Genomic DNA, 24,392 nt, shown 5'->3' on the forward strand with positions numbered 1-24,392 from the left:
TAAACTTAAATGCCAATGAAATAACCGCACTTTAAATTTTATTGAAACTTAAAATCAACTTCAATAATAAAAAAATGGCCCTCTACCAAAGCGACTAAACTAGTATAGAGGACCATAGCTAATCAAATCATCGTTTAACTAACCAATCCAATATTATGAATAATTTTTCATTTTATAAGGATGGGAAAGCTATTTATTGCCTTTTTTTTATCTGGCTATGTCTGTCTTTCTCATCTCTTTTCGCCAAATCTTCGGATCGGCATAACATTTCTTTTCCTCAACAGCATAAGGTTCAGGGGACTATAACAGACGGTACCAATCCTCTGCCTGGCGTAACAATTGCCGTTAAAAATAAAAAAAACAATGCCGTAATTTCAGATTACAGCGGTCAATTTACACTCTCTTCCTCTCCATTTGACACTCTGGTAGTATCATATATAGGTTTTAAAACTTCTCTAATTCCCATTCAGGGACGTTCAGTTGTAAACATCATACTTTTAACTGATACAAAAACATTGCAGGAAGTAATTGTGAATGCGGGTTATTACTCTGTAAAAGACAAGGAACGAACCGGAAGCATTGCCAGAATTACATCCAAGGAAATAGGAACACAGCCTATTACAAATATTGTGGGAACCATGCAGGGTCGGATGGCCGGTGTAAATGTAGTTCAGGAAAGCGGTATTGCAGGCGGCGGTTTTCAAATTAATATCCGGGGACTTAATAGTCTTAGGACCAGTGCAAATTCACCATTTTACCTCATCGATGGCGTTCCATACTCCAGTGATCCTATCAGCGACCGACAGACTTCCACTTCAATTCCCGGTGACGGCAATCCTTTGGCCAGCATTAACCCGAATGATATTGAGAGCATTGAAGTGCTTAAAGATGCTGATGCAACTGCAATCTACGGTTCAAGAGGTGCGAACGGAGTAGTTTTGATAACCACAAAAAAAGGAAAAACAGGAAAAACCACTTTCAACATTGACACTAACCATTCATTTGGTAAAGTAACAAAAATGATGAAAATGATGAACACTGACCAATATCTTAATATGCGCAGGGAAGCATTTGCTAATGACGGAATTACAACATACCCTGCTAATGCCTATGATGTGAACGGAACATGGGATCAGAACCGCTACACCGATTGGCAAAAAGAGCTTATTGGCCGGACGGCTGAAACATTTTTCATCCAAGCTACCGCAAGCGGTGGCACTGAACAATCACGATACCTCTTTAGCGGGAATTACAGAACCGAAAGCAGTGTTTATCCCAGCGATTTTTTATATAAAAAAGGCGGCGGCCGATTTAGTTTTAATCATAAGTCAGTAGACAATCGCTTCATTTTTAATTTTTCAGCAAGTTATATGATACAAGACAATGATCTTCCGTGGATAGATTTTGTAACCTTATCACGTCAGCTTGCACCGAACGCTCCAAATTTATACGACCAATATGGAAACTTGAACTGGGAAAACAATACTTGGGAGAATCCCCTAGCAAATCTAGAAAGCAAAAGTTTAGCAAACACAACGGATTTGATCGCGAATTCTGTCATTTCTTACAGAATAATTGACAACCTTTTAATTAAGTCCAATTTTGGATTTACAGACTTAAAAAATATTGACAGTCGCTCACTTCCTTCCACAATGTATAATCCATCATTTAATCTTACCAGTCAGCAATCATCAATTTATCAAAATCAGTTTAATAGAAACTCCTGGATTGTTGAACCGCAGCTAAACTGGAATAAAACTTTTGGACGCTCTTCATTAGACATTCTTGCAGGTGCAACATATCAAAATCAAAAAAGCGAGAAATTAGCATTTCTCTCCAGCGGATTTTCAAGTAACAGTCTGCTTTATAACAGTTCATCAGCATCTCAGACCGTTATTCTGAATAACGATGAAATCATCTATAAATATCAAGCCTTTTTTGGGCGTTTAAACTACACCTATGACAGCAAATATATAATTAATCTGACTGCCAGAAGGGACGGTTCAAGCCGATTTGGTCCTGGTAAACAGTTTTCAACTTTTGGAGCAGCAGGGCTTGCCTGGATATTTACAAATGAAGAATTTGCAAAAAATAAACTTAATTTTTTAAGTTTTGGAAAATTGCGCACAAGCTATGGAACAACTGGAAGTGACCAGATTGGAGACTATCAATTTCTAGACACCTACGCAAGTTCCAACTTAAATTACGGAGGCGTCATTGGCCTGCTTCCTGCCCGTTTATACAACCCTGATTTTAGCTGGGAAACAAATAAGAAGTGGGAAGGTTCCTTGGAACTGGGTTTTCTACGCGACAGAATTTTTCTAACAACCTCCTACTATAAAAACCGGTCTTCTAACCAACTGGTTGGCTTACCTCTTCCAGGAACTACCGGATTTGCATCAATTCAGCAGAACCTTAATGCAGAAGTGGAAAATTACGGACTCGAAGTAACCTTACGTATAAATCCCTTTAAGACCAAAAATTTCACATGGACGACTGACTTCAATATAACTAAAGCAGGTAATAAACTTCTCTCATTTCCCGGTTTAGAAAACTCAAATTATAGAAGTCAATTTGTCGTGGGCCAGCCAACTACAATTCGAAAATTATTTAACTTCAAATCCGTTGATCCCCAAACAGGTCTTTATCAATTTGAAGATGTAAACGGTGATGGAATCATTTCCTATGAATATGATCGCGAAACAGTTAGAGATTTCAATCCTGAATTTTACGGAGGATTGAACAATCAACTTACTTTTAAAGGACTGCAGCTGGACTTTCTTTTTCAATTTGTGAAACAAGAGAACTTTAATTTTGCTAATACCCAGCGCTCGGCAGGACATTTCGCCAATAAACCAACTGAATACGTTGACAGCTGGAGCCAGCCCGGGGATCTAGCGCCCTATCAGAGATATGCAACAAACACAAATCAATCAGCCTCACAGCGTAGTGAATTCTTCAGTTTAAGTACGGGGGCTGTAAGTGATGCATCATTTATAAGGCTTAAAAACGTCTCGCTATCCTACAATTTCCCTAAAGAGTTAACACCTAATATGGGCTGCCGTCTATCATTTCAGGCACAAAATCTTTTTACAATAACTTCTTATAAGGGAGCAGATCCTGAATTTACACTAGGGGGTACTTTACCGCCTCTGCGGATTTATTCTCTTGGAGTGCAGTTTACATTTTAATATCAAAAGCAGTTACTTATGAAAAAATATTTTTTTAAGAAAGTTTACTATATAAAGCTAATAATTTGTGGATTATTAATCATTAGTTATAGTTGTGACAATTTTGTCGAAATAGAACAGCCTAATTCACAATTGATCACTGAGTCCGTCTATAGGGATGTTGCCACGGCAAATGCTGCTATGACTGATATTTATGCGCAGATGCGAGAACAGGGTTTAATTACTGGAAAAATTAATGGCATTTCCTGTCTTTTGGGAACTTATGCAGACGAGCTCATTTCATTTGAAGATGGAATTTATACAACAGCACCTTTTTATTCCAATACATTATCCTCATCAATGACATACATTTCAAATATATGGAACAGGACATACAGCCAGATATATGCAGTAAATGCAGTATTAGAAGGAGTTGAAAATTCAACTGCACTATCACAAGATGTAAAAAAACAATTAAAGGGAGAAGCTTTATTTCTCCGCGGCTTTCTACACTTCCATCTTGTTAATCTATATGGTGATGTGCCTTACATTACTACAACAGACTATAATAAAAATAAAAATGCAGTGAGAATAAACAGCACCGAAGTAAATCAAAAAGTAATTAACGACTTGAAAGATGCAGCGAGTTTGCTTGGAAAAACATACAGCCAATCGGACAGAATCCGTCCAAATCGTTCAGCAGTTCAGTCAGTGCTGGCAAGAGTATATTTGTATAACAATAATTACGAAGACGCTCAAACAATGGCGTCGGCTGTTTTAAATGAAAAATCGTTGTATAGTATTGGAACTAATCTCAATACTGTATTTTTAAAAGACAGCCCGGCCACAATATGGCAGTTATCAGCCGGCCCAAATGGTGCCAATACCTATCAGGGTGCTACCTTTATTTTTCAGGCGGGTCCGCCTTCCAGGGTTTCACTTACTGAAAGTTTAATTACTCAGTTTGAAACAAATGATTTAAGAAAAACTTCATGGATAAAAACCGTTACAAATGGAAACAACAAATGGTACCATCCTTTTAAATACAAACAAAACAACAATACATCTGTCACTCTGGAAAATTCTGTAGTACTGAGACTTGAAGAACAATACTTAATTCGGGCTGAAGCCAGAGCCATGCAAGGAGAACTGAACGGCGCAGTTGAAGATTTAAATGTAATCCGCAATCGTGCCGGATTATCAGGAACTACCGCAGTTTCTCATAATGATATAATGAAAGCTATAGAACATGAAAGAAGAGTTGAACTATTCAGCGAATTCGGGCATCGTTTTTTTGACCTAAAAAGATGGAATAAGTTAGAGAATGTTTTAGGTACAAAAACCGGATGGAACACAACAGATTCACTTTGGCCACTTCCCTTGTCCGAAATGAACTCAAATCCATTTTTAACTCCTCAAAATCCTGGATATTAATATGAGTCTATTTTTCAATACAAAAAAGATTTTCTGCTGCATTTACAATTTTAGAGTTTTAAATCTTATTTTATTACTATTCGCTTATACCTTAAGCGGTCAGGTAAAATTAAAAAAGAATATAACAGTTTCTGATTACAGTAAGTGGGGCACTTTGATGAATCAATCACTTTCAAAAAAAGGAGATTGGGCTTCTTACTGCATGAAGTATGACGACGTCCCAGACACACTTTTCGTGAAAAGCGTCGAAAATAAAATCAGCTTTCAATTCCCTAATGCAAATGAAGGTATGTTTATTAATGAAAAGCTTTTCATTTTTTTAGACAAAGCAAGATCACTGCATTTACTTGATTTAGAAAAAGGAACACTTATACAACTAGATAGTATCCAGAAATATTCTATCTCAGCAGATAATCGATATCTAATAACATTAGAACAAAACAAAAAGGAAGACTTGTTGTCGGTAAGAAATTTTGAAGGCAAAATTCTAGAGATGATTGTAGGGGTTAAGGAATACAAAATGAATAATTTTGGTAATGCTTTGGTTGGCTTTATTGATAACCAAGAGATTAAAAGTGTTTTGTTAATTAAACTTGGCGCAGTGATTTCAAAATTTAAAATTTTGGAAGGAAGCCAGGAAATTTATTCCAATTTGACTTGGAGCGAAAGCAGCGGCTCTTTTGCATTTTTGGCTCAAAACAGTAAACAAAACCAAAACAAGTTATTTCATTATTTGGTTAAGCAAAATAAACTTTCAGAATTTATTCCTCAGAGTACAGAGGACTTCCCTGAGGGATTTCAAGTAAGCGCAATACCTAATACTTTAACCATCTCCCCAGACAACAGCCGTTTGATATTCAATATTTATAAAACGCTCAAATCTGAAATTCTCGATCCGGTCCAAATTTGGAACACGAATGATGCAGTTGTCTACTCAGAGAAAATGCATTCAGGAGAATTAGACAATACGCTTATTACAGTTTCATGGCAGCCTCAAAACGCAAGATTTCTAAAAATAACAGACAAGGACAGACCTTACTGTACTCTGAACAGTTCAAAAGATTTTGCCTTGGTCTTTGGCTTTAACAAGGGCAAACCACAATATGGTGAAAATCGAAAAGTAGACTACTATGTTGCAGATCTTCGAAAAGGTAGTCAGCATCTGCTTCTCGAAGATCATCTAATGGGCCTGCACAACACCAGTATGTCGCCCAAAGGCACATACATTGCTTACTTAATGAATAATGAATGGTGGGTCTATGATTTTAAGACAAAAGTTAAAATAAAACTTGCCAATACAGACAACCGAAATTTTGAAAACATAGAATATGCTCAGGAAAAAAAATCATATGGCATAGGTGGCTGGAGCTCCGATGAGAAATATATACTGCTGTATGACCGTTTTGATATTTGGAAAGCATCTATAGACGGAAAAAAAACTTCAAAAATAACCAGAGGTAGCGAAAAAAAAATAAAATTCAGAACAGTACCTGATGACAAGAAAGTTTTTTTTCCTAATTCAGGGAATATTGCCCAGGAAGTAGACTTAGACAAACCAATTACACTATCCGCTACAGGTGAAAATCAAACTGGTTTTTTTCTACTTTCTCCCAGAGGAGAGCTCAAAGAAATTAGCTATGGTAAATCTTTACATTCCAAAATATCAAAATCCATTAATGCTGATAAATTTATATACATAACTCAGTCCTATGACTCTCCTCCTAGTCTCGTTTATCTAAACTCTAACACACAGGAAAAAAAACTGGTCTTCCAAAGTAATATGCATCATTTTAATTATAATTGGGGCAGACAGGAATTCATAAAGTACACAAATTCAGCAAATGAGGAGTTGAATGGAACTTTGTATTATCCTTTTAATTATGACGCTACAAGTAAATATCCAATGCTTGTATTCGTATATGAAGAACTCAGCTATAGGAATCTATATTATACCAATCCTTCTCGATATAATTTGACAGGATTTAATCTCTCGTCCCTCACAGCAGCAGGCTATTTTGTTTTAATGCCTGACATTAAATATAAAATCGGTGACACTGGTTTCTCCGCTGTCGATTGTGTACTGGCTGCGACTAAAAAAGTAATAGAATCAGGAATAATAGACAAAGAAAGGATAGCATTGATGGGACAATCCTTCGGTGGTTATGAGACTAATTTTATCGTTACTCAAACTAATCTCTTTAAGACAGCTATTTCAGGAGTGTCAATTTTTGATTTGGAAAGGATGTATTTATCAATAAGTGAAAGTGCAGGAAAACCTGAATTATGGAGATTTGAATCACAGCAGTGGAGAATGGGTACTTCCTTATTTGAAGGAAGAGAAAATTATGAACGAAATTCTCCGTCAACTTATGTGGAAAGTATAAATACTCCAATGTTAATTTGGTCTGGAGCTGAAGACAGGCAGGTTAATCCTGATCAAAGTGTTGCATTATATCTTGCGTTAAGAAGATTGGAGAAAAAAGGCATTTTACTTATGTATCCAACAGAATCACACTCTTTAATGCTAAAAAAAAGCCAGATTGATTTATATAATCGTCTTAATGATTGGCTGGCTTTTTATTTAAAAAACGAGCCTCCACCAGATTGGATTAAAAAAGGATTACAATAAAAAAAGCAGACAATAACTAATTATTGTCTGCTTGATTCTCAGCCTTAATCAATGATATTAAGGCTGATGCGTAAGCAATTCAGTACAATCGGAAGCAGGTGTTGGTTTTCCATACATTTGATTATTGGATGCATCAACACAAAAAGCTTCGCTTATATTATTACACTCACGTACAGGCTCACAGTTAGAAGGTGCGATTCTTTTCCACCCCTGAACATCTGTAGTCTTGATAGCACTCACTGAGTTGCTGGTGCTCACTGCTCCTGCAGAAGCCAGTACAAAAGCAGCCACTGGCAGAAGTAATTTAATTGATAAAACTTTCATGATTTCTAAAATTTAATATGAAATAAAATTGATCTACTCTATTCTACAGGTTTTCGATCTCACCCCTGTTGCCGGCCCGACATATAACATTTTAAAATTTGATTTTATTTTTAAGCAGGTCACTGAACTTGTATGAAACCATTTTACTTCCTGTAATAATATAGATATGTGAATCTGTGGCTATCATATCATCTATTTTTTCTCCATCCACCTTGTAGATATAAAAACTCATTACATAAGATTTATTGAGTATATCATAAACATCAATTACATTGGCATTTTGCCACATTTTTTTTCCCTCAAATCGCCCTGGTAGCATAGAATTAACAAATAGTAAATTACGATGAAGCGTGCTAAGGCGGTTGACCAATAATGGAGGGTTTGAAAATGTACGTTGGTTTTTAGATTTTATATATTCAATTTTCAGTGAAGCTTTACTAGTGGTGTCAATTGTGTTACCTCTGTGCAATAGTTTAAGTTTGTCATCAGTCACTATATATTCATTTCTATAATAATATAGATATACAAATTTCCCTGTCTCCTTACTGTACTGCAAAATACCATCTGTATCAAAGAGACCATCAGACTGCTTTTGGAGCAACTCATATGAAGGCTGTAACTTAGAACTCGATATATCCAATAGCGAAAGTAAATTTTCCCTTTTATTGTTCAGATTCCGAATTATAAATGTGGAAGAATCTATAATGGAAGCTTTTGTAAATCCGGGTATCTTTGCTGTCTGCAATTCAGCTTTTAACTTATCAAGTCTTCCTCTAAAAATGCACGGAACTTTACCATCATATACAAAAAAGTAAGGCGGCATCACTTTTAGCTTTATATTCAGAAATCTAAAAAGAGTATCTGAAATTTGAAAATGATAAGTCCGTATTTTACCAAAATCTGTACGAACTTCGGTTATTATTGCTGGCGCCGTAGAGTTTCCCAGATATACTTGATCTCCGTTCTGGCCTGCAAAATAATAATTCTTGGCTTTTAGATTATGAGCCGCTTCACGAGTAGCAGGAAATGGAGGAAATATTCGGGTAAAATTATTCTGTTTATGTGCTAACTCATCTGATCGTATATAAAGTCCAACCATTAGAATAATACAAGAAACAATAGAGACTGTAATTCTTTTATAGAAACCTAATGCGTCTGTTTCCAAGCAATGTAATGCGATGAAGGCAAGAACGGAGAAAAAAATATTGAAATAAAAATGCTGGTCCCAGTTCATTTTTTCCAAAATTCCTCCACAGGAACAAGGGATATAGGAACTGTAATTTAAGATTAAATAAATATAAATTGAGAACATAAACATTAGTCCAAACCCCGCATATAAACCTGCTTTTCTGAATTTAGGCACTGCTAAAAGAACAGCTATAAGTGTTTCTGCCGTAGGTACAAGAAATGCCAGATAAACTGCAAATGAACTAATTAAAGGAGATTGCCCTAATTGAACTTGAAAGTTTTCAAAATCCAACAGCTTGCTGACAGCCGCATATACAAAAAGAAGTATATAAAGGATACAGATAACTTCTACTGCATATTTTTTAAATCCCGGTTTCATATTCAGTCTCATAACAAGTCGATTTGAATTCAACAATGTAAAATTCTGAATTACATATCAATAACACTTATATTATCGGGAGCGAGTATTACTCAGAAAGGATTAATCTTTTTCGCTTAAAAAAAGATCACCTGTTTTGTTTCGGCCTATTTCTTTTGGGGAGAGCCCAAATTGTTTTTTAAATGATTTGGAAAAGTTAGGATAACTATTAAAACCGCTCATAAACGAAATGTTTTTCAAAGGAATATCAGTTTGCTCAATCATTAGGTAAGCCCGTTTAAGCCGCTGTTCGGTATAAAACTTGTAGACGCTTGTATGGAAAAAATACCGGAATCCGTCTTTGAGTTTAAAATCATTTGTCCCAAAAAGCCTGGCAATTTCTTTTATTGAAGGCAAAGGCTCCGCCAAATTCGCTAGTACATAATCGTAAACTCGCTGCATCAGGCGCGCATCGGCTTTTCTAAAATTATGCTGCTTTTGCTCTTTTGTTTCGTATGATTCCGGAACAGCGTCATCAAGCTGGAGAAAGGGAGCTATGAAGCTAAGTACTGTAAACTTACCTTCAGACAATCTTGACACCGAGCATTCGGCACTTACGATCAGCTTTTTATATGTTATGAAATTTAGCGTAATGATTTCACCTGATAGAAGAAGATCCTCTAGCGCTTTTTTCTCTAAATCAGACATTTCTGTGAAGTCGTCTAGCAAAAATTCCTGTATTGGCCTGCTGAGCATCTCTATCGAATCATAGCCCAAAATTTTCAAAGCCCCTTGATTCACATCCTTTATAGAATGATTTTCATCTAAGATAAAAGTTGCAGGTGTCACCATCCTGTGAGTAATATATGGATTGACAAAACCTGAATGAAAAGCTGACTCCTTAAGTTCTTCCGCTACCATGTTGACAAGGACGACCAGGGTTTCAATTTCGTCGTCATAACTGCTCAAAGGGATTTGGTTATTGAAATTGCCCCTTGCCATTTCAAATAACATCTTGTGCATCGATACCATCCGATGGCGGTTGTGAGGGCTTTTCATTTGTGCTGAATTTTATATATTTCTATCTACCTGTTTACAGCTCTAAACGAAGTCCGTTAGATAGTCCAACGCCTCCTGCTCGACGGTAAAAATTCGCGTAGGCACGGACGGCTTGCTGATTTCCAGATAAAAAGTACTCATAGTCATGGAAACATTTTCACTCCCAATTAGAGCCACTGCTTTTGCAAGCAGTGATCCAGATTTTGCGAGATAGTCTCGGGCTGCTTTGTCAATTGAGGCAATTCCCCTGGTATCGCAAAATACAGGAAGATGCCTTTCATTTTGAAATGCAATCCTGTCTGCAACCACGCGCATAGCGACTTGCAAATCTATTGCAGTATTAGGTTTATACTCGAAAAAGAGGATTCCCTTTTCAATCCAAAACCTTGCATTTTGATTCTCAAAAGATTCATGTGAGGCAATCATGACCTGTTTGTTTTTAAACTTGAAATTTAACAAAATTATAAAGATTTAGAAACATTGTCATTGTCAAATATGGATTATTTCTTGCAAAACACTGTAATTTGTTGTCAAATCGGGAATTACCCTTGCCAAATTGGGAATAAAATATCTGCAAGTAAAAGCGCTTTCGATTTTTATAATGAATTTTAGGTGTCTAATTTTCAGACAATTACAAAAACACAGATCTAAACCTAAAAATTTAATAAGAGATGGCAAAAATCAAACACAATAATTTTATCGATACAGTAGACACTGTTTTTACTAGTGCAAAGGATCAAGGAATGCTACACCTATACACGGAAGGTGAATATTTAAATGGCCGGACCATAAAAATTAACGGAAACGACATGCTCCATTTTGGCACTACGGGATATTTAGGACTCGAACAGGATGAAAGGTTAAAAGAGGCTGCAATAAATGCTATAAGAAATTACGGGACGCAGTTCCCTCTTTCTAAAACTTATCTTTCGCATCCCCTATATGCTGAATTAGAAAGCAAGATTGAGCAGATGTACGATATACCAACAATTATCACTAAGAACAGTACCCTTGGACATATGGCCATCATTCCCACCCTTATAAGAGATGAAGATGCCGTAATTTTAGACCATCAGGCGCATTGGAGTGTTCAAAATGCCTGTCAGGTTCTAAAGCTTAGGGGAATACCTGTCGAGATGGTACGGCATAACAATCTGGAAATGCTTGAAGACAAAATTCGAATGTTCAGCGGTAAATCGGGCAAAATCTGGTACATGGCGGACGGTGTTTATTCCATGTACGGAGATTATGCACCAGTACAGGATCTTTTGAACCTTGCTCGAAAACATACGCAGCTTCACCTCTATTTTGATGATGTACACGGAATGAGCTGGAAAGGACAAAATGGTACTGGTTTTATCTTCGACTCTATTGGAACACTGGAAGAAAACGTTGTCGTTGTCAGCACGCTGAGCAAGACTTTTGGTGCCAGCGGAGCCACATTTTTCTGCAGTGATCGTAAATTGCGGGAAAAGATTAAAACTTTTGGTGGTCCCCTTACTTTTTCAGCTCAGCTTGAACCTGCATCAGTTGCCGCTGCAATTGCATCCTGTGACATACATCTTTCTGCAGAAATCTATGAGCATCAGGCTCAACTTGCCAAAAAAACAACACATTTCAGCACGCTGCTTTCAAAAAGCAGTTTGCCGCTTGTTTCTGAAAACGACTCCCCTGTTTTTTTTATTGGTATGGGGACACCCGCCACTGCTTATAATTTTACAAAGCGCCTTTTCTCAGAAGGATTTTATCTCAACCTAGGCATTTATCCGGCAGTACCTATAAAAAATACCGGAATCCGTATCACGATATCTGCACATAATCAAATTAAGGATATAACCGAACTTGCCCGTGCGATGGATCATCACTTCCAAAAAGCAGTGGAAGAAACAGGAAGCAGTAATGAAAAAATACGGCAAGCATTTAGAATGGATATCAGTACAAAACTCACATCTAAAATACAGCACTCAGAACTGCTCCATATTGAAAAGCAAACCACAATTAAGAACATCAACAAACAAGAGTGGAACAATTATTTGGGTACTCATAATATTTTTGATTGGGAGGGAATGCTGTATCTCGAGCAAACGTTCTCGGACAGCCAGGATCAGACCAATAAATGTGATTTCTTCTATTATATAATCCGTGACCAGAACAGGCAAGTGATTTTAATGACATTCTGTACATTCGGAATCTGGAAAGATGATATGCTGTCCACTGAATCAGTATCTAGACACCTTGAAGAAATTCGGAAAACCGATGCTATGCACATGACTTCTAAAATACTAAGTATAGGGTCGTTATTTACCGAGGGGCAGCACTGCTATATTAACGAGAGTCATACGCTGGCAGGGCAATCACTGCGATTGCTACTGAGTAAGCTGGAAGAATCATACAATTCGCTAGGGGCCGATATGCTCATTCTGCGTGATTTTGAGCCCGGATTCCACTGGGATGAAATGATAAGAAACCAAGGGTACTTCAGAATTGATATGCCCGAATCATGTGTTATTGAAAATGAAAACTGGCCAGCAATTGACAAGTATGGTTCCCTGCTTTCAACCCGTTCCCGCCAGCATTTCAATAGGGAAATATTAAAGTATGAAAAATTCTACGATGTAGAAATAAAAGATTGCCTAAATAAGGAAGACCTAGACAAAGCATACGAGCTATACTGCAACGTAAAGGACCGCAACCTGGCCATAAATACCTTTACCTATAACAGGCAAGTATTTGAAAACATGAACAGCTGTCCAAACTGGGAGTTCATAATTCTGACCCTCAAAGATGCCCCTGAAAAGAATTTGGTTGGGATAATGTTCTGCTATAAAAATTCCGAAAATGTATATGTGCCTGAACTTATCGGCATGGACTACATTGCGGGAGAAGGCTTCAACTTGTACAGACAGCTTTTATACCAAACGATCAAAAGAGCACGAGAGCTTCAAATTCCGCGAATCGATTTTGGCATATCGGCAACCTTTGAGAAGAAAAAACTTGGAGCTTCTGTAAAACCTAAAGTGGCTTACGTGCAGGCCAGGGATAACTACGCTATGGAACTTATGCAGACACTGCAGAATGAAACCAACATCCCGCGCTTATCCAGCTAAATTATAATTCCAACGAAAAGTGACGTCATAAATTTCCGGGCAGCAATGCCCCAGCTTTTTCTTGTTCAAATAAATCTAAATTCTGTTGCCATGATAAGATCTACATGTGAGAACGCACTTCAGGTTATTCGAAAAGCAGAACAGCAATTCAGCTTAGATCCTGAACATATAATAGAAAAATCCTACCATATGATTACCGTACTTCGAAACTTGCTTAGTACGGTAAAAAAAAATGTTTTAGAAAATGGATTCTCTGATGAAAGTGAAGAGATTAATTTTTTTAAAAGTATTAAACCCCAAATACTGGGAAAACTGATATTCTACAATAAAGTTTTCCGCATTGAAGCATCCTGTCCGGTTGTAAGCGGCAAAATGCATCACAAATACTTTTCCAATGAACTTAATTTGCTAAAACAAGAATATAAAGACCACTTCTATACCACTGACTTCTATCGCTACTATCGCTCAGGAAGAACCGAATGGGACCACCATTTTTTTTGTCTGGGAAAAATAGACCTTCATGAAGGAGTTAATAGTTTTGTGTTTGAAATTGACACTCAATTTTCTACCTATTACGATTATAAGGTAGCGCGAATAATTGCCAACGAACTTCTTTACAGCTATCTGATCTCCAAAATTGAACCTGACACGCAGCAAACTAATATTTTTTCAGATGGAAACACAGCTAACAGAGATTTTTTCTGGACAGATTCAAAGAATGCACTGATCGAATTAATCTATGCACTTCATGCATCAGGCAGCATTTCTCACGGAAAAGCGGGAATTCGTAAAATCAGTATGGTCTTTCAGTTGCTGTTCAGGATACAGCTTGGTGATGTCCATCATGCCTTCCACAGGATGAAAGACAGGACTGACAGCAAAAGTATATTTCTGGATCAGCTGAAATCATCGCTTAAACAGCACATGGAAAAAGAGCTGTAGCGGATTTTGAAACTTGCAATTCTCCACCAATGTGATGCAATTGGCATTGAGTGGCCAATAATATATAATCGCTTCTGCATGTTCATCTGTCCCAACAAATCAGTATAGTTGTATAATTATTGTAACCGTTAAAATTTTCATAAAACCACATTTTACATTGGCTGACATTGGCACTGTAAAAATTTTACCCGTAGCAATTTTGCATCACTAATGCAAAACACACGGCCATGAATATAGACAGAATGGAATTCATTTCCTGGATGGAACGGATCATAGAACGATTCGATCTTATGAGCGCACATATTATTGAACTAGAAAAAAAGCGTGGAAGTGTTGACGGCGAAGAGCTATTGGACAATCAGGATATATTGCAAATGCTGAAAATAAGTTCCAGGTCACTTCAGCGGTATCGATCTTCGGGCAGGCTCCCCTATTATACTATCAGTGGAAAAATCTATTATAAATTATCTGATGTACACCAGTTCATCCGAGAGAGTTTTAATGTCCGAATGCCGAAAACATACGACAGGTAGTGAAAAATAATGCCAAAAGATTCCAGCTTTTAGTCAACACTTTTTCACACTTTAATTTCGCAAATGAATTTAAAATTTAAAATTATGAACGAACAAATTAAAGAGATGCTTAACACGCAGGAAGAATTATCGGATATATTGCTGGTATTCGATAAAGAGAAAAAGAAAATCCTGGCCGTAAAAGGCATTGATCAAAATGGCAATCTGGAAACCGTTGACCCTACCCGGAAAAATGAGAATCAGTTTATGCGGGTAGATAAGCAGGGTGATTTGTTTTCGAATTTCTTTTCCAATTTTTTCAGCCAGCTGAAGAACCCAACTAATTTTTCGTTTTTCAAAATTCCAGCACTGCTGGCTGTTGATACTTCAAAAGATATGCAGAAACACTTAGATCATCCCACACCTGAAGGTGAACAATTAATGAAACAGCATGAATTAAAAAATGAATATAAACAAGAAAATAAAAACAATATGGAAACAACACAAACAAACCCGGAAACAAGCGAATACAAATACAAACCGGAACAGATTGATTGGGAAACATTAAACAACCTCGGTTTAAGCAAAGAGAAACTTGAAAAACTAAATTTGCTTGATCCTTTACTAAAAGGATACAAAACAAATGAACTTGTGCCCGTAAGCCTTAACCTCGGTACTGCCATAACCAGAATGGATGCACGCCTATCCCTAAAACAAAACGACGAAGGACAGGTTGTTTTAGCCATTCACGGCATCCGAAAATCACCCAATTTGAATTATCCTTTTTTCGGTCACGAGTTCAGCAAGGAAGATAAAGACAATCTTCTGCAAACAGGGAATATGGGACGAATAGTAAATCTCACCAATCCGAAAAACAATGAAACCATGCCCTCCATTATTAGCATAGACAGACTGACTAATGAGGTTGTGGCACTTCGTACGGATTTCATTAAAATCCCTGATGAAATTAAAGGAGTAAAGCTTAGCGAAGAACAAAAGCAAACATTAATGGAAGGGAAACCCCTTCCAGTAGAAGGTATGGTCTCCAATAAAGGAAAAACGTTTGATGCATCGGTTCAGTTCAATGCCGATAAACGCTTTGTAGAATTTCTCTTTGACAGAAATACCCCTAACAACCAGCAGAACCAAACTCAGGGAGCACCAAAAAACTTTAGGGACAAAGAACTCGATAATGAACAATATCAAAAGCTCAAAGAGGGTCAAACGGTTTATATCAGCGGTCTTATGGATAAAAAAGGCAAGGAATACAATGGATATATCACGTACAACAAGGAAACCAATAAAACAGAATTTTCATTCCAAAATCCAGATAAAATCAAAGAACAGATAAAACCATCGGAAGCTCATAAAACACAAACCGCCGTCAATTCCGAAGGAAAAACGAACGAAGCTACCAAGAATATAAAGGAGCCTTTAAAATCAGGACAGACAAATCCCAATGACAAAAAACAACAGGAACAACACGAAGAATCCGACTCACCTGCTAAATTAAAAGGGCGAAAAATGTAATCCAGTATGATAACAATTATTGCAGAAAAGCCCAGTGTAGCAAAGGAAATAGCCGTACTGCTAGGAGCCACCGAAAAAAAAGATGGCTACCTGAGCGGTAACGGCTATTTTGTTACATGGGCATTCGGACATTTAGTCGGGCTGGGTATGCCGGCAGATTACGGAATTTCAGGATTTAAGAAATCCGCACTCCCCATAATGCCAAACCCTTTTTTGTTGACGATCCGTAAAATAAAAAATGACAATGGCTATGCTGTTGATCCAGGAGCGGAAAAGCAGTTAAGAATAATAGAAGATGTTATTGGCATGAGTGAAAAGATTATTGCCGCAACTGATGCCGGACGTGAGGGTGAATTAATATTCCGAAACATCTACGAGTTCCTCAAATGCAGTAAGCCATTTGAGCGATTATGGATTAGCTCACTTACTGAAAAAGCTATTAAGCGGGGATTTGAAAATCTTAAACCGGGCAGTGATTTTGACAGGCTTTATAAATGTGCACAAATTAGAAGCCAGGCCGATTGGCTATTAGGTATTAATGCTTCGCAGGCATTAAGTATTGCCGCAGGTGATGGAACTTATTCACTTGGAAGGGTACAGACTCCCGTCCTGGGTTTAGTCTGCAGGCGTTATTTTGAAAATAAAAACTTCTTAATAAAACAATACTGGCAGTTAGAAGTATTACATTCCAAAGAATTCACTGATTTTAAAAGCCTGTCACAAAACAAATGGGAAGATAAAAAAGCGGCAGACAACGTGTTAAAATTAATCGCACGGAGTGGCAATACCGCCTTTGTCACAGCTGCAGAAACCAAAAACATGGCTGAACAGCCACCATTACTTTTTGATCTGACTGGACTTCAAAAAGAAGCCAACTCAAAACTGAATCTTTCTGCAGAGGAAACACTAAGTATTGCACAAAGCCTCTATGAAAAGAAATTTATTACCTACCCACGCACCGGAAGCAAATTCCTTCCTGAAGATACGTGGGCAGAAATCCCTAGACTGATCAGGGTTTTGCAGGACTGCGATGTATTCAGGCAGGCAGTGTCCAAAGTTAAATGGGGCCAATTCAACAAACGCATAGTGAATGACCTGCGTGTAACCGATCATCATGGCCTGCTGACTACCGAGAAAATACCTTCTGCCCTGCCAGCAAAGGAAAACGCAGTTTATAATATGATTGCTTTTAGACTTCTGGAAGCAATTTCGCAGCCATGCATCAGGGAAGTGACCCATATTGCATTACAGGTTTTACATTATGATTTCAGCTTGAGAGGAAGCAAAATAATAGAATCAGGATGGCGTGCAATCAAGCGCAGTTTTTATGATAATGACCCGCAGCAGGAAATTCCCGGATTGAAAATCGGTGATGAACTTAAAATTAGAAGTGCGAATGTTGTCGAAAAGCAAACGCACCCTCCAGTTCTCTATACTGAGGCGGGACTTTTAACTGCAATGGAAACTGCTGGTAAGGAAGTCGACAACAAGGAACAATACAGTGCCTTACAAAATATAGGCATCGGTACGGCCGCAACAAGATCTGGCATTATAGAGACACTCTTTTCTCGTAATTACATACAAAGGGAAGGAAAATCACTGGTACCTACTTCGAAAGGACTAAAAGTGTATGAACTGGTAAAAGGCAAGAAAATTGCCAATGTAGGTATGACTGTAGAGTGGGAAGCTGCCTTAGAGAAAATTGAAAATAACCAGGATGATGCAACGGCTTTTCAAAATGATATCGAAATTTACACAGCATTCATCACTTCTGAATTACTGCAAACTTCTATTGCTGAGAGCAACATCCCTCAACTTGTATGTCCAAAGTGCAAAATCCAGCCACTTATTATTAGTGATAAAATTGTCAAATGCAAAGATGAAGTATGCAACTGGATACAGTTCAGGAATATTTGTGGGGTCCATTTAAGTTTATATGAAATTGACAATCTTGTCACAAAAGGCAAAACATCTTTAATAAAGGACATGAAAAGCAAAGCCGGAAAAAAATTCAATGCTTATATCGCATTAAACAAACAAGCCGGAAGTTTTTTTGATTTTAGTAAATAAAAAGATTTATAATGATTTTCAATTATAAAAGTATATACGAGGAATGACCGTCAAATTATTGATGGTCATTTTTTTTGATCCTTTTGAACTAAATGCTGTAATTGGGGGTCGTTTTTAATACGTTCCAGTTCCATTTCTATAACCATAATTATATCTCGTTTTATCTGTTTATAATTGGCATCAATTTCTTTTTTCATCTTGTCTGTCCCACTTTCATCAATAAAGGATAAGATCTGCGGTATCTTTTGATAGACCTTGGTTTCAGCGGTAATCTTGGCATTATCTACAACAATTTCGGCATGGAAAATTTTCTGCTCGATTCGCTGGTCAAAATTGTCCGACACAGCTCCAACAAAAAACCCTTGGGTTAATGTAGAAATTTTGGAAGCCGGTATAAGGCTGTCTAACTGGGTAGATATTGAGGTCGACGTATCATTTCGATTGATGCTCATGCTTTGTCTTTTCTGTAATACTTTACCGAAACGTTCCGAAAGGCTCTTCGCTGTTTCACCTACCACCTGACCGCTGAAAATGTTTCCCACCGTATTTTGGATAACCTTGCTTTCCTTGTCCCCGTAGTCGCGGTTCAATTGTGAAAAATCCTGAAATCCTAGACACACTGCTACTTTATTGCTACGGGCAGTAGCAATTAGATTATCCAGTCCGCGAAAATAAATGGTAGGCAGTTCGTCTATAATTACCGAACTTTTTAACTGTCCTTTCTTATTAATGAGCTTTACAATACGAGAATTGTAGAGACCCAGCGCAGCTGAGTAAATGTTCTGACGGTCGGGATTATTACCCACACATAGGATCTTTGGTTCTTTAGGGTTGTTGATGTCCAATGAAAAATCATCTCCGGTCATAACCCAATAAAGACTTGGTGAAATCATACGGGACAATGGTATTTTAGCCGATGCAATCTGTCCCTGCAGCTGGTCCTGTGCACCTCCCTGCCAGGCGTCCATAAATGGCGATAAATAGTTCTCCAGCTCCGAATAGGACGTAAGGATGGTAAACACGTCCGCATATCTTTTGTTAAGTAACTCAATGGCATGAGGAAACGTACAATGCTTTCCATTTTCATAGATTTTAAGAAACCATATAATGGCGGCCAAAAGTATAATCGGGCTTTCCACAAAAAAATCACCCTGTTTCTGTATCCAGCTCCTGTTCAGGTTCAGCATTATGGTATATGCCGCCTCGTAGGCATCCGAAATATCGGTCATGAAATCAGGATTAAGGGGATTGCAGCGATGGCTTTTTCTTGGATCATCGAAGTTAATTACATAGAATTTCGGTTTGACTTTGTACTTGTTATGATGCTTTAATAAATGATTATAGGCAATTGTGGAAAGATCGTCAAACTTGAAGTCATAAATATACATTGAAAAGCCTTTTTCAATCTGCTGCTTGATATAATTGTTAATTATTGCATATGATTTACCAGATCCCGGCGTACCCAGGACAATTGTTGCCCTAAATGGATTTACGATATTAATCCAGCCGTCATTCCATTTGTTTTTATAATAAAATCTGATAGGAAGATTGACCGAAAATTCATTTTGCATGAGTCGGGTCTCCTGCTGAAAACTCTCGTTCTCGTTATTGAAAACATCATCCATTAAATTCGTTTTTAAAAGACGACTGCTCCAGACTCCGGCCAGCATTAAAGCTACGTAGCCCAATCCCATGGTCAGGATATAAAAGAAAGGTGCTATTTCCTTTGGCAGCCTTAATAACGAGGTATTAAAAAAGAAAAAGACAAAGCCAATGCTAAAAGCACTAAAGATCTTCAGCCATGTAATTTTCTCATTCTTTACTCCCTTTGTTCCCAGACAGCTTAAAGCCAATAATAATACGGCAAAAATTTTCGTATAAAGTGTATGAGTAAACAAAACTGTCTTACGGTCGAAACTGCCTAAAATATTATTAATGGTTTCCAATGCCCAACCTCTTTCAAGAAAAAAGCCGTAACAGTACCAGTATAAATGCATCAGTACTATCAGTATACTTACTGCTCTCATAAACGCCATTATCTTGGCAAGCCCTCTTAAATCGTCTTCTCCCTGCATTTTATAAAGAATTAGTTATTAAAAAGTGAATTTAAAAAGTGTAATAATAAAAAAAGAGAAAAATGCTGCCAATGTCTGCCAGAGGCATTATTTTTCTGAGCTTACTTAATAAATTTCTTTTATTTGCATAAATGCATAACAATGAGTAATTTGTCTTGCTAATTCTAAAATATTATTCGATGATTCCAAGGATGCCTTTATCTCAATTTCCGGAAATTTCATATCACGACCCGGAAATTGAAAGTGCCTACAAGTGGTTTAGAAGCTATGTCAAGGAATCAGACTGGAATGACCGAAAAATAAAAATCGAAAATTACCTAGGCGGCATCGTCAAGACTTCCGAACCTTTTTCCCAATCAATAGACAAGGGAACCCTGTTGGTCATTCAAAAAGACCAGATTGGCTGGTATCTGTATCTGGTTCATACTTATCTATACGAGCGTCATAAATATGAATTTTACCAGGGAGCGAGGGTGCTGCCAATATTCAAACGTTTGGGAAGCGACCTGCAATTTCTCAAAGGCATAGAAGGTATCAACAAAAAAATGAGGGAACTTCTAAACAAAAGAACCGCAGAGGCTGATTCATTTTTATTTGAAATGTTAACCGCCCTATTGTGGATAAGAAACGGATGGGAAGTTAAGATAATTGAAGAAGGAAAATCAGGCAAAACCCCCGATTTTTTGGTATTGAAAGGAGAAGAGCAATGGGAGGTCGAATGCAAAAGGCAAAAGAAGAGCTCCGACTACACGTATAAGGAAACAGCAAAAAGGCAGATCCTTGTTTCGCACATCAGTACAATACTGCTTCACCATAATATACTGCTCGACATTACATTTCACGTTGAGCTGGTTTCACTTCGCGATACATATCTACTTGATATTCTTAAAGACCTCATTGACAAGAAAACAAAGTCAGGCAGGCTGATTTCGAACAAGGAAGTCGAAATAAATTTATCTTATATTGATATACCTGCCATTCAAAACCATTTAAAAATGCATTTTGTAAAAAGCCATTCTCCCCAGCATCTCGAGCTCATATCCGGAAAGCCTGTCGATCATTCGGCCTTTACGTCAGGTTTTATCGGAAAAATGTTTTTTGTTGGCGATGACAATGCGAACAATCTTTATATAAGAGAAATGACAAATGCTTTCGGAGTCCATTCATACTGCGACTCAAGTGACGCGCTGTCTGCAAAAGCAAGAGATGTTCGCAGCCATATCTATGATGCAATTGGACAGTTCAGCTCAGATACCGATGCCATTATCCATATCGGAATGGAAACCTTCGATGGTCCGGAAGTTGAAAGGAAAAGATTTGAAAAGATGAAAAATACAATGGAAAAGATTCAACCGGGGCAAAATAGGCTCTGCTGGATTTATTATCATTTTTTCCAGTCATACAGCAGGTCCTATCAGGAATGGTTTTTTGATGAAACCGTGAGCCCGGCAACCTCATTTACTAATCCTGTTCCGCCAATTAAAAAAACATTTTTGGTCATTAATGAGGATGAAATTACAATAACGGATGCTTCGCATTGGGAAATTGACCTGCCTTGATCTGCCATCTTTTTTTCATTTCAGTACTATTTTGCCTGTCTTCTTTTTTTCTTCAGCTGGCTGACAAACTTTAGTTCTTCCCAGTCAAATTCATGTGCTTCAGGCAGCAGTCCCCCCAGCGCATCAACAATCCCATTATCACGCGGATTAATATAATTGGGATGCAAATCCAGAAAGCCGAACAATTCATGCGGACTGTCAATAGCAGTAGATTGCAAGGTGTTTTGCTGTTTTGCTGACAAATCCTGATCGCTATCTTCGTTTTTCCGGCGCATCTCGGCATTTCTCCAATACTCATTAAAGGTATTCGCCGAAAATAACGGACCCAGTCCCGAACCGTTCCAGACCGCTTTGGAATTATGGTCAATAAAAGTCATGCCGTAAATACGTCCTTTATCATTGCTTCTAACCACAACGTTGATACCCTGTCCAGCAAGGTATATTTTAAAATCCTTTTCACTGGGTGTTGATTGTACCGCCTTATTGATCGTTGCTTTAAGGTTCGCTTTTCCTGCACCGCCCTTTAAAGACTTTTTGGATTTCGCAAAATGCAGGTAAAGTCCTGCCAGCCCCGCATTTTTACCAAATAGCGAAGCTTTCAACGGATATCCCGCCTTATCCCCGTTTTCTGTAAGAGCAATATAGACCAACCCATTACGCTTTGTTCCATGAAGCTCTCCTTGCACTTTGACTGTCGTAATATTGAACAATGACAGCAGGGCATTGTATTCGCCCAAAGTCTGAAACTTGTAATACTTGGAAAGGTGCCTTACAACTGAAGCGATTTGGTTTTTTATATCCCCTTTCAGATGGTCTACAGGATAAAAAAAAATAGGGGTCTGGCGAAGTTCCTTCTCCGTTGCAGGTATCAGTTCAAAGTTCTTTTCCATTTCCCTACATAGGTTCATGGATCGTCTTTTTTCAAACTTGTCAGATATTTTCCTGCCGTCTTCATCGACGCAAACCGATACGATATGGATATGGGTACGCTCCATATCTGTGTGTTTGAAAACTACAAATGGCTGCCGCCCGTAACCCATTTTTTCCATATATTCTGCTGCCATTTCCCTGAATCTGTTATCGTCTACGATATCCTTTGGATCTGGATTGAGTGAAATGTGGATTACAGGTTTTTCCGTATTTCGGTTTGATGCCAGCAAAGTCTGAAACGATCTGGCCAGTTGGGCCGCGGAATACTGACCGTTTACTGTCTCAATTATTTTACTTGTAAAGACAACAGACGCTTCATCTTTTTGGACTTTGAGCAGGTTATATTCCAGCGTACCATACAAATTGCTTCCTCTTCCTATTTTCGCTATCATTCCATTTCTATTTATAAAGAACCGCTGATGCCGATCCAGCATTTTTAACTGAACAATTCAAATAGTGAGATCCCGGCACTTCCGGCGTTATCTCAAATGTAAGCCCAAGGAGTTTCAAGTTTTAACAGTGGTCGCCAATGGCTTCAGTTGTCTGCGTCTTATACTGAAAAGCATCACTTCATCATAACTATAAACCAGAAAGCCCCAGCGCATACCGTGGATAATCTCCAGCATATTTGCTAATAAAAAACGATGTTCATATTTATTTTATTAAAACTTAAAGGATAATCTTATAATTTATTAATATTTTTACCTACCAACTATCCGATTATCTAACATGTCTAATTTTGAAAAACATTGAATGCAACTATTAAAAAATTGAAGTGTGGCAATGATTTATGTATTATAGACATTGAAAATATCGATACGGCGCTAAAAACTTCGCTGGATAATAAATTCATTAAAATTTGTGAGGGAAATGTAACTGTCGATTTAAACGGAGTCAAGCAGCGCGTTGTAAATTACCTTACGCCAAAGAAAGGCAGGACTTTAGAAATGGGAGCAATAGCTGAATTTTTTATACACCTGTATTTAAATGAAGAAGGTTTTGAACCACAATTTCTATTTTTTAATCTGGAGGAAAATTCTATTAAAAAGGGCTTTGACGGTTATTATTTTCATGATAAGGAAGAGTGGATTTTGGAAAGCAAATCCGGTATGAGTACCACCGCAGGAGTTTCACATGGTTCAAAAGTAAAAGAATCATACAATGACCTAAAGGAGAAATTAGCCGGAAATACCCCGAATAATCCCTGGCGGGAGGCTTATAACCATGCATCTCATATTGATGTGGGGGCTAATTCAAATGTAAGGGCAAACATCAAAAAATTTACTGTCGAGTTTGACACCAAAGTATATCATAAGATTAACGACTTCAACATAATTCCGGGCTCGACAATTTTTCTAAACGGCACATGGACCGCAACTGATACTGCCGCATTAGAAACTGAGATTGAGAATACGATTTCAAAATTTGACTTTAAAAAAATCAAGATTGTCTGCGTGACTAAAAAATCCTTGCAGCTTTTTTGGCAGTACTTGACAAAACCTTAA

General features: G+C 37.6%; 16 protein-coding genes. 10 read left to right on the top strand and 6 right to left on the bottom strand.

The window, feature by feature from the left end; genetic code table 11:
• The first annotated feature begins 155 nt into the window (after window positions 1–155).
• From LNQ49_RS04840 to LNQ49_RS04850, 3 genes are read left to right on the top strand one after another with little or no spacing between them, the layout of a single operon-like run.
• Entirely contained in the window at window positions 156–3,191 is a 3,036-nt protein-coding gene (locus tag LNQ49_RS04840) for a SusC/RagA family TonB-linked outer membrane protein (protein WP_229987586.1), read from the top strand.
• Window positions 3,192–3,209: 18 nt separating this feature from the next.
• On the top strand, window positions 3,210–4,604 hold the full coding sequence (locus LNQ49_RS04845) for a RagB/SusD family nutrient uptake outer membrane protein (RefSeq protein WP_229987587.1): 1,395 nt from the start codon (window positions 3,210–3,212) through the stop codon (window positions 4,602–4,604).
• A 1-nt stretch (window position 4,605) separates the two neighbouring features.
• Window positions 4,606–7,233 carry an alpha/beta hydrolase family protein gene (locus tag LNQ49_RS04850; RefSeq protein WP_229987588.1) on the top strand — a complete coding sequence of 876 codons (2,628 nt, stop codon included), beginning with the start codon at window positions 4,606–4,608 and terminating at the stop codon, window positions 7,231–7,233.
• Window positions 7,234–7,290: 57 nt separating this feature from the next.
• Here LNQ49_RS04850 and LNQ49_RS04855 read toward each other — a convergent pair whose 3' ends face one another.
• The 4 genes from LNQ49_RS04855 to LNQ49_RS04870 form a co-directional block, all read right to left on the bottom strand.
• Window positions 7,291–7,557 carry a DUF6520 family protein gene (locus LNQ49_RS04855; RefSeq protein WP_229987589.1) on the bottom strand — a complete coding sequence of 89 codons (267 nt, stop codon included), beginning with the start codon at window positions 7,555–7,557 and terminating at the stop codon, window positions 7,291–7,293.
• Window positions 7,558–7,648: 91 nt separating this feature from the next.
• Window positions 7,649–9,136 (bottom strand): MauE/DoxX family redox-associated membrane protein, encoded by a 1,488-nt coding sequence (locus LNQ49_RS04860; protein WP_229987590.1) that lies wholly within the window; start codon window positions 9,134–9,136, stop codon window positions 7,649–7,651.
• 90 nt (window positions 9,137–9,226) lie between these two features.
• On the bottom strand, window positions 9,227–10,162 hold the full coding sequence (locus LNQ49_RS04865; RefSeq protein ID WP_229987591.1) for a helix-turn-helix domain-containing protein: 936 nt from the start codon (window positions 10,160–10,162) through the stop codon (window positions 9,227–9,229).
• A gap of 42 nt (window positions 10,163–10,204) precedes the next feature.
• On the bottom strand, window positions 10,205–10,588 hold the full coding sequence (locus LNQ49_RS04870; RefSeq protein WP_229987592.1) for a DUF7793 family protein: 384 nt from the start codon (window positions 10,586–10,588) through the stop codon (window positions 10,205–10,207).
• Window positions 10,589–10,833: 245 nt separating this feature from the next.
• On the opposite strand from LNQ49_RS04870, the gene LNQ49_RS04875 reads away from it, so the two are divergent.
• The 5 genes from LNQ49_RS04875 to LNQ49_RS04895 all read left to right on the top strand — a co-directional run bounded on the left by LNQ49_RS04875 (window position 10,834) and on the right by LNQ49_RS04895 (window position 18,323).
• Window positions 10,834–13,269, top strand: a complete 2,436-nt coding sequence (locus tag LNQ49_RS04875; RefSeq protein WP_229987593.1) for a bifunctional aminotransferase class I/II-fold pyridoxal phosphate-dependent enzyme/GNAT family N-acetyltransferase — start codon at window positions 10,834–10,836, stop codon at window positions 13,267–13,269.
• Window positions 13,270–13,359: 90 nt separating this feature from the next.
• Window positions 13,360–14,211 (top strand): RteC domain-containing protein, encoded by an 852-nt coding sequence (locus LNQ49_RS04880; protein ID WP_229987594.1) that lies wholly within the window; start codon window positions 13,360–13,362, stop codon window positions 14,209–14,211.
• Between the two features lie 227 nt (window positions 14,212–14,438).
• Window positions 14,439–14,744 carry a helix-turn-helix domain-containing protein gene (locus LNQ49_RS04885; RefSeq protein ID WP_229987595.1) on the top strand — a complete coding sequence of 102 codons (306 nt, stop codon included), beginning with the start codon at window positions 14,439–14,441 and terminating at the stop codon, window positions 14,742–14,744.
• Between the two features lie 84 nt (window positions 14,745–14,828).
• Window positions 14,829–16,253 carry a DUF3945 domain-containing protein gene (locus LNQ49_RS04890; RefSeq protein WP_229987596.1) on the top strand — a complete coding sequence of 475 codons (1,425 nt, stop codon included), beginning with the start codon at window positions 14,829–14,831 and terminating at the stop codon, window positions 16,251–16,253.
• Window positions 16,254–16,259: 6 nt separating this feature from the next.
• Window positions 16,260–18,323 (top strand): type IA DNA topoisomerase, encoded by a 2,064-nt coding sequence (locus LNQ49_RS04895; protein WP_229987597.1) that lies wholly within the window; start codon window positions 16,260–16,262, stop codon window positions 18,321–18,323.
• 65 nt (window positions 18,324–18,388) lie between these two features.
• Here the strand turns inward: LNQ49_RS04895 and mobC are convergent, their stop codons facing one another.
• Window positions 18,389–20,398 carry a conjugal transfer protein MobC gene (gene mobC / locus LNQ49_RS04900; RefSeq protein ID WP_229987598.1) on the bottom strand — a complete coding sequence of 670 codons (2,010 nt, stop codon included), beginning with the start codon at window positions 20,396–20,398 and terminating at the stop codon, window positions 18,389–18,391.
• Between the two features lie 179 nt (window positions 20,399–20,577).
• On the opposite strand from mobC, the gene LNQ49_RS04905 reads away from it, so the two are divergent.
• Window positions 20,578–21,957, top strand: a complete 1,380-nt coding sequence (locus LNQ49_RS04905; protein ID WP_229987599.1) for a hypothetical protein — start codon at window positions 20,578–20,580, stop codon at window positions 21,955–21,957.
• Between the two features lie 26 nt (window positions 21,958–21,983).
• Here LNQ49_RS04905 and mobB read toward each other — a convergent pair whose 3' ends face one another.
• Window positions 21,984–23,279, bottom strand: a complete 1,296-nt coding sequence (mobB, locus tag LNQ49_RS04910; protein WP_229987600.1) for a conjugal transfer protein MobB — start codon at window positions 23,277–23,279, stop codon at window positions 21,984–21,986.
• A gap of 357 nt (window positions 23,280–23,636) precedes the next feature.
• On the opposite strand from mobB, the gene LNQ49_RS04915 reads away from it, so the two are divergent.
• Window positions 23,637–24,392 (top strand): Hachiman antiphage defense system protein HamA, encoded by a 756-nt coding sequence (locus LNQ49_RS04915; RefSeq protein ID WP_229987601.1) that lies wholly within the window; start codon window positions 23,637–23,639, stop codon window positions 24,390–24,392.

The sequence above is a fragment of the Flavobacterium pisciphilum genome, from assembly GCF_020905345.1.
Lineage (GTDB): Bacteria > Bacteroidota > Bacteroidia > Flavobacteriales > Flavobacteriaceae > Flavobacterium > Flavobacterium pisciphilum.

Bases quoted from the DNA above. Each gene is read 5' to 3' on its own strand.
- LNQ49_RS04850 (WP_229987588.1), top strand. From the start codon at position 4,606: ATGAGTCTATTTTTCAATACAAAAAAGATTTTCTGCTGCATTTACAAT.
- mobB (WP_229987600.1), bottom strand. From the start codon at position 23,279: ATGATAGCGAAAATAGGAAGAGGAAGCAATTTGTATGGTACGCTGGAA.
- LNQ49_RS04845 (WP_229987587.1), top strand. From the start codon at position 3,210: ATGAAAAAATATTTTTTTAAGAAAGTTTACTATATAAAGCTAATAATT.
- LNQ49_RS04885 (WP_229987595.1), top strand. From the start codon at position 14,439: ATGAATATAGACAGAATGGAATTCATTTCCTGGATGGAACGGATCATA.
- LNQ49_RS04895 (WP_229987597.1), top strand. From the start codon at position 16,260: ATGATAACAATTATTGCAGAAAAGCCCAGTGTAGCAAAGGAAATAGCC.
- mobC (WP_229987598.1), bottom strand. From the start codon at position 20,398: ATGCAGGGAGAAGACGATTTAAGAGGGCTTGCCAAGATAATGGCGTTT.
- LNQ49_RS04875 (WP_229987593.1), top strand. From the start codon at position 10,834: ATGGCAAAAATCAAACACAATAATTTTATCGATACAGTAGACACTGTT.
- LNQ49_RS04890 (WP_229987596.1), top strand. From the start codon at position 14,829: ATGAACGAACAAATTAAAGAGATGCTTAACACGCAGGAAGAATTATCG.
- LNQ49_RS04855 (WP_229987589.1), bottom strand. From the start codon at position 7,557: ATGAAAGTTTTATCAATTAAATTACTTCTGCCAGTGGCTGCTTTTGTA.
- LNQ49_RS04865 (WP_229987591.1), bottom strand. From the start codon at position 10,162: ATGAAAAGCCCTCACAACCGCCATCGGATGGTATCGATGCACAAGATG.
- LNQ49_RS04870 (WP_229987592.1), bottom strand. From the start codon at position 10,588: ATGATTGCCTCACATGAATCTTTTGAGAATCAAAATGCAAGGTTTTGG.
- LNQ49_RS04860 (WP_229987590.1), bottom strand. From the start codon at position 9,136: ATGAGACTGAATATGAAACCGGGATTTAAAAAATATGCAGTAGAAGTT.
- LNQ49_RS04905 (WP_229987599.1), top strand. From the start codon at position 20,578: ATGATTCCAAGGATGCCTTTATCTCAATTTCCGGAAATTTCATATCAC.
- LNQ49_RS04880 (WP_229987594.1), top strand. From the start codon at position 13,360: ATGATAAGATCTACATGTGAGAACGCACTTCAGGTTATTCGAAAAGCA.
- LNQ49_RS04840 (WP_229987586.1), top strand. From the start codon at position 156: ATGAATAATTTTTCATTTTATAAGGATGGGAAAGCTATTTATTGCCTT.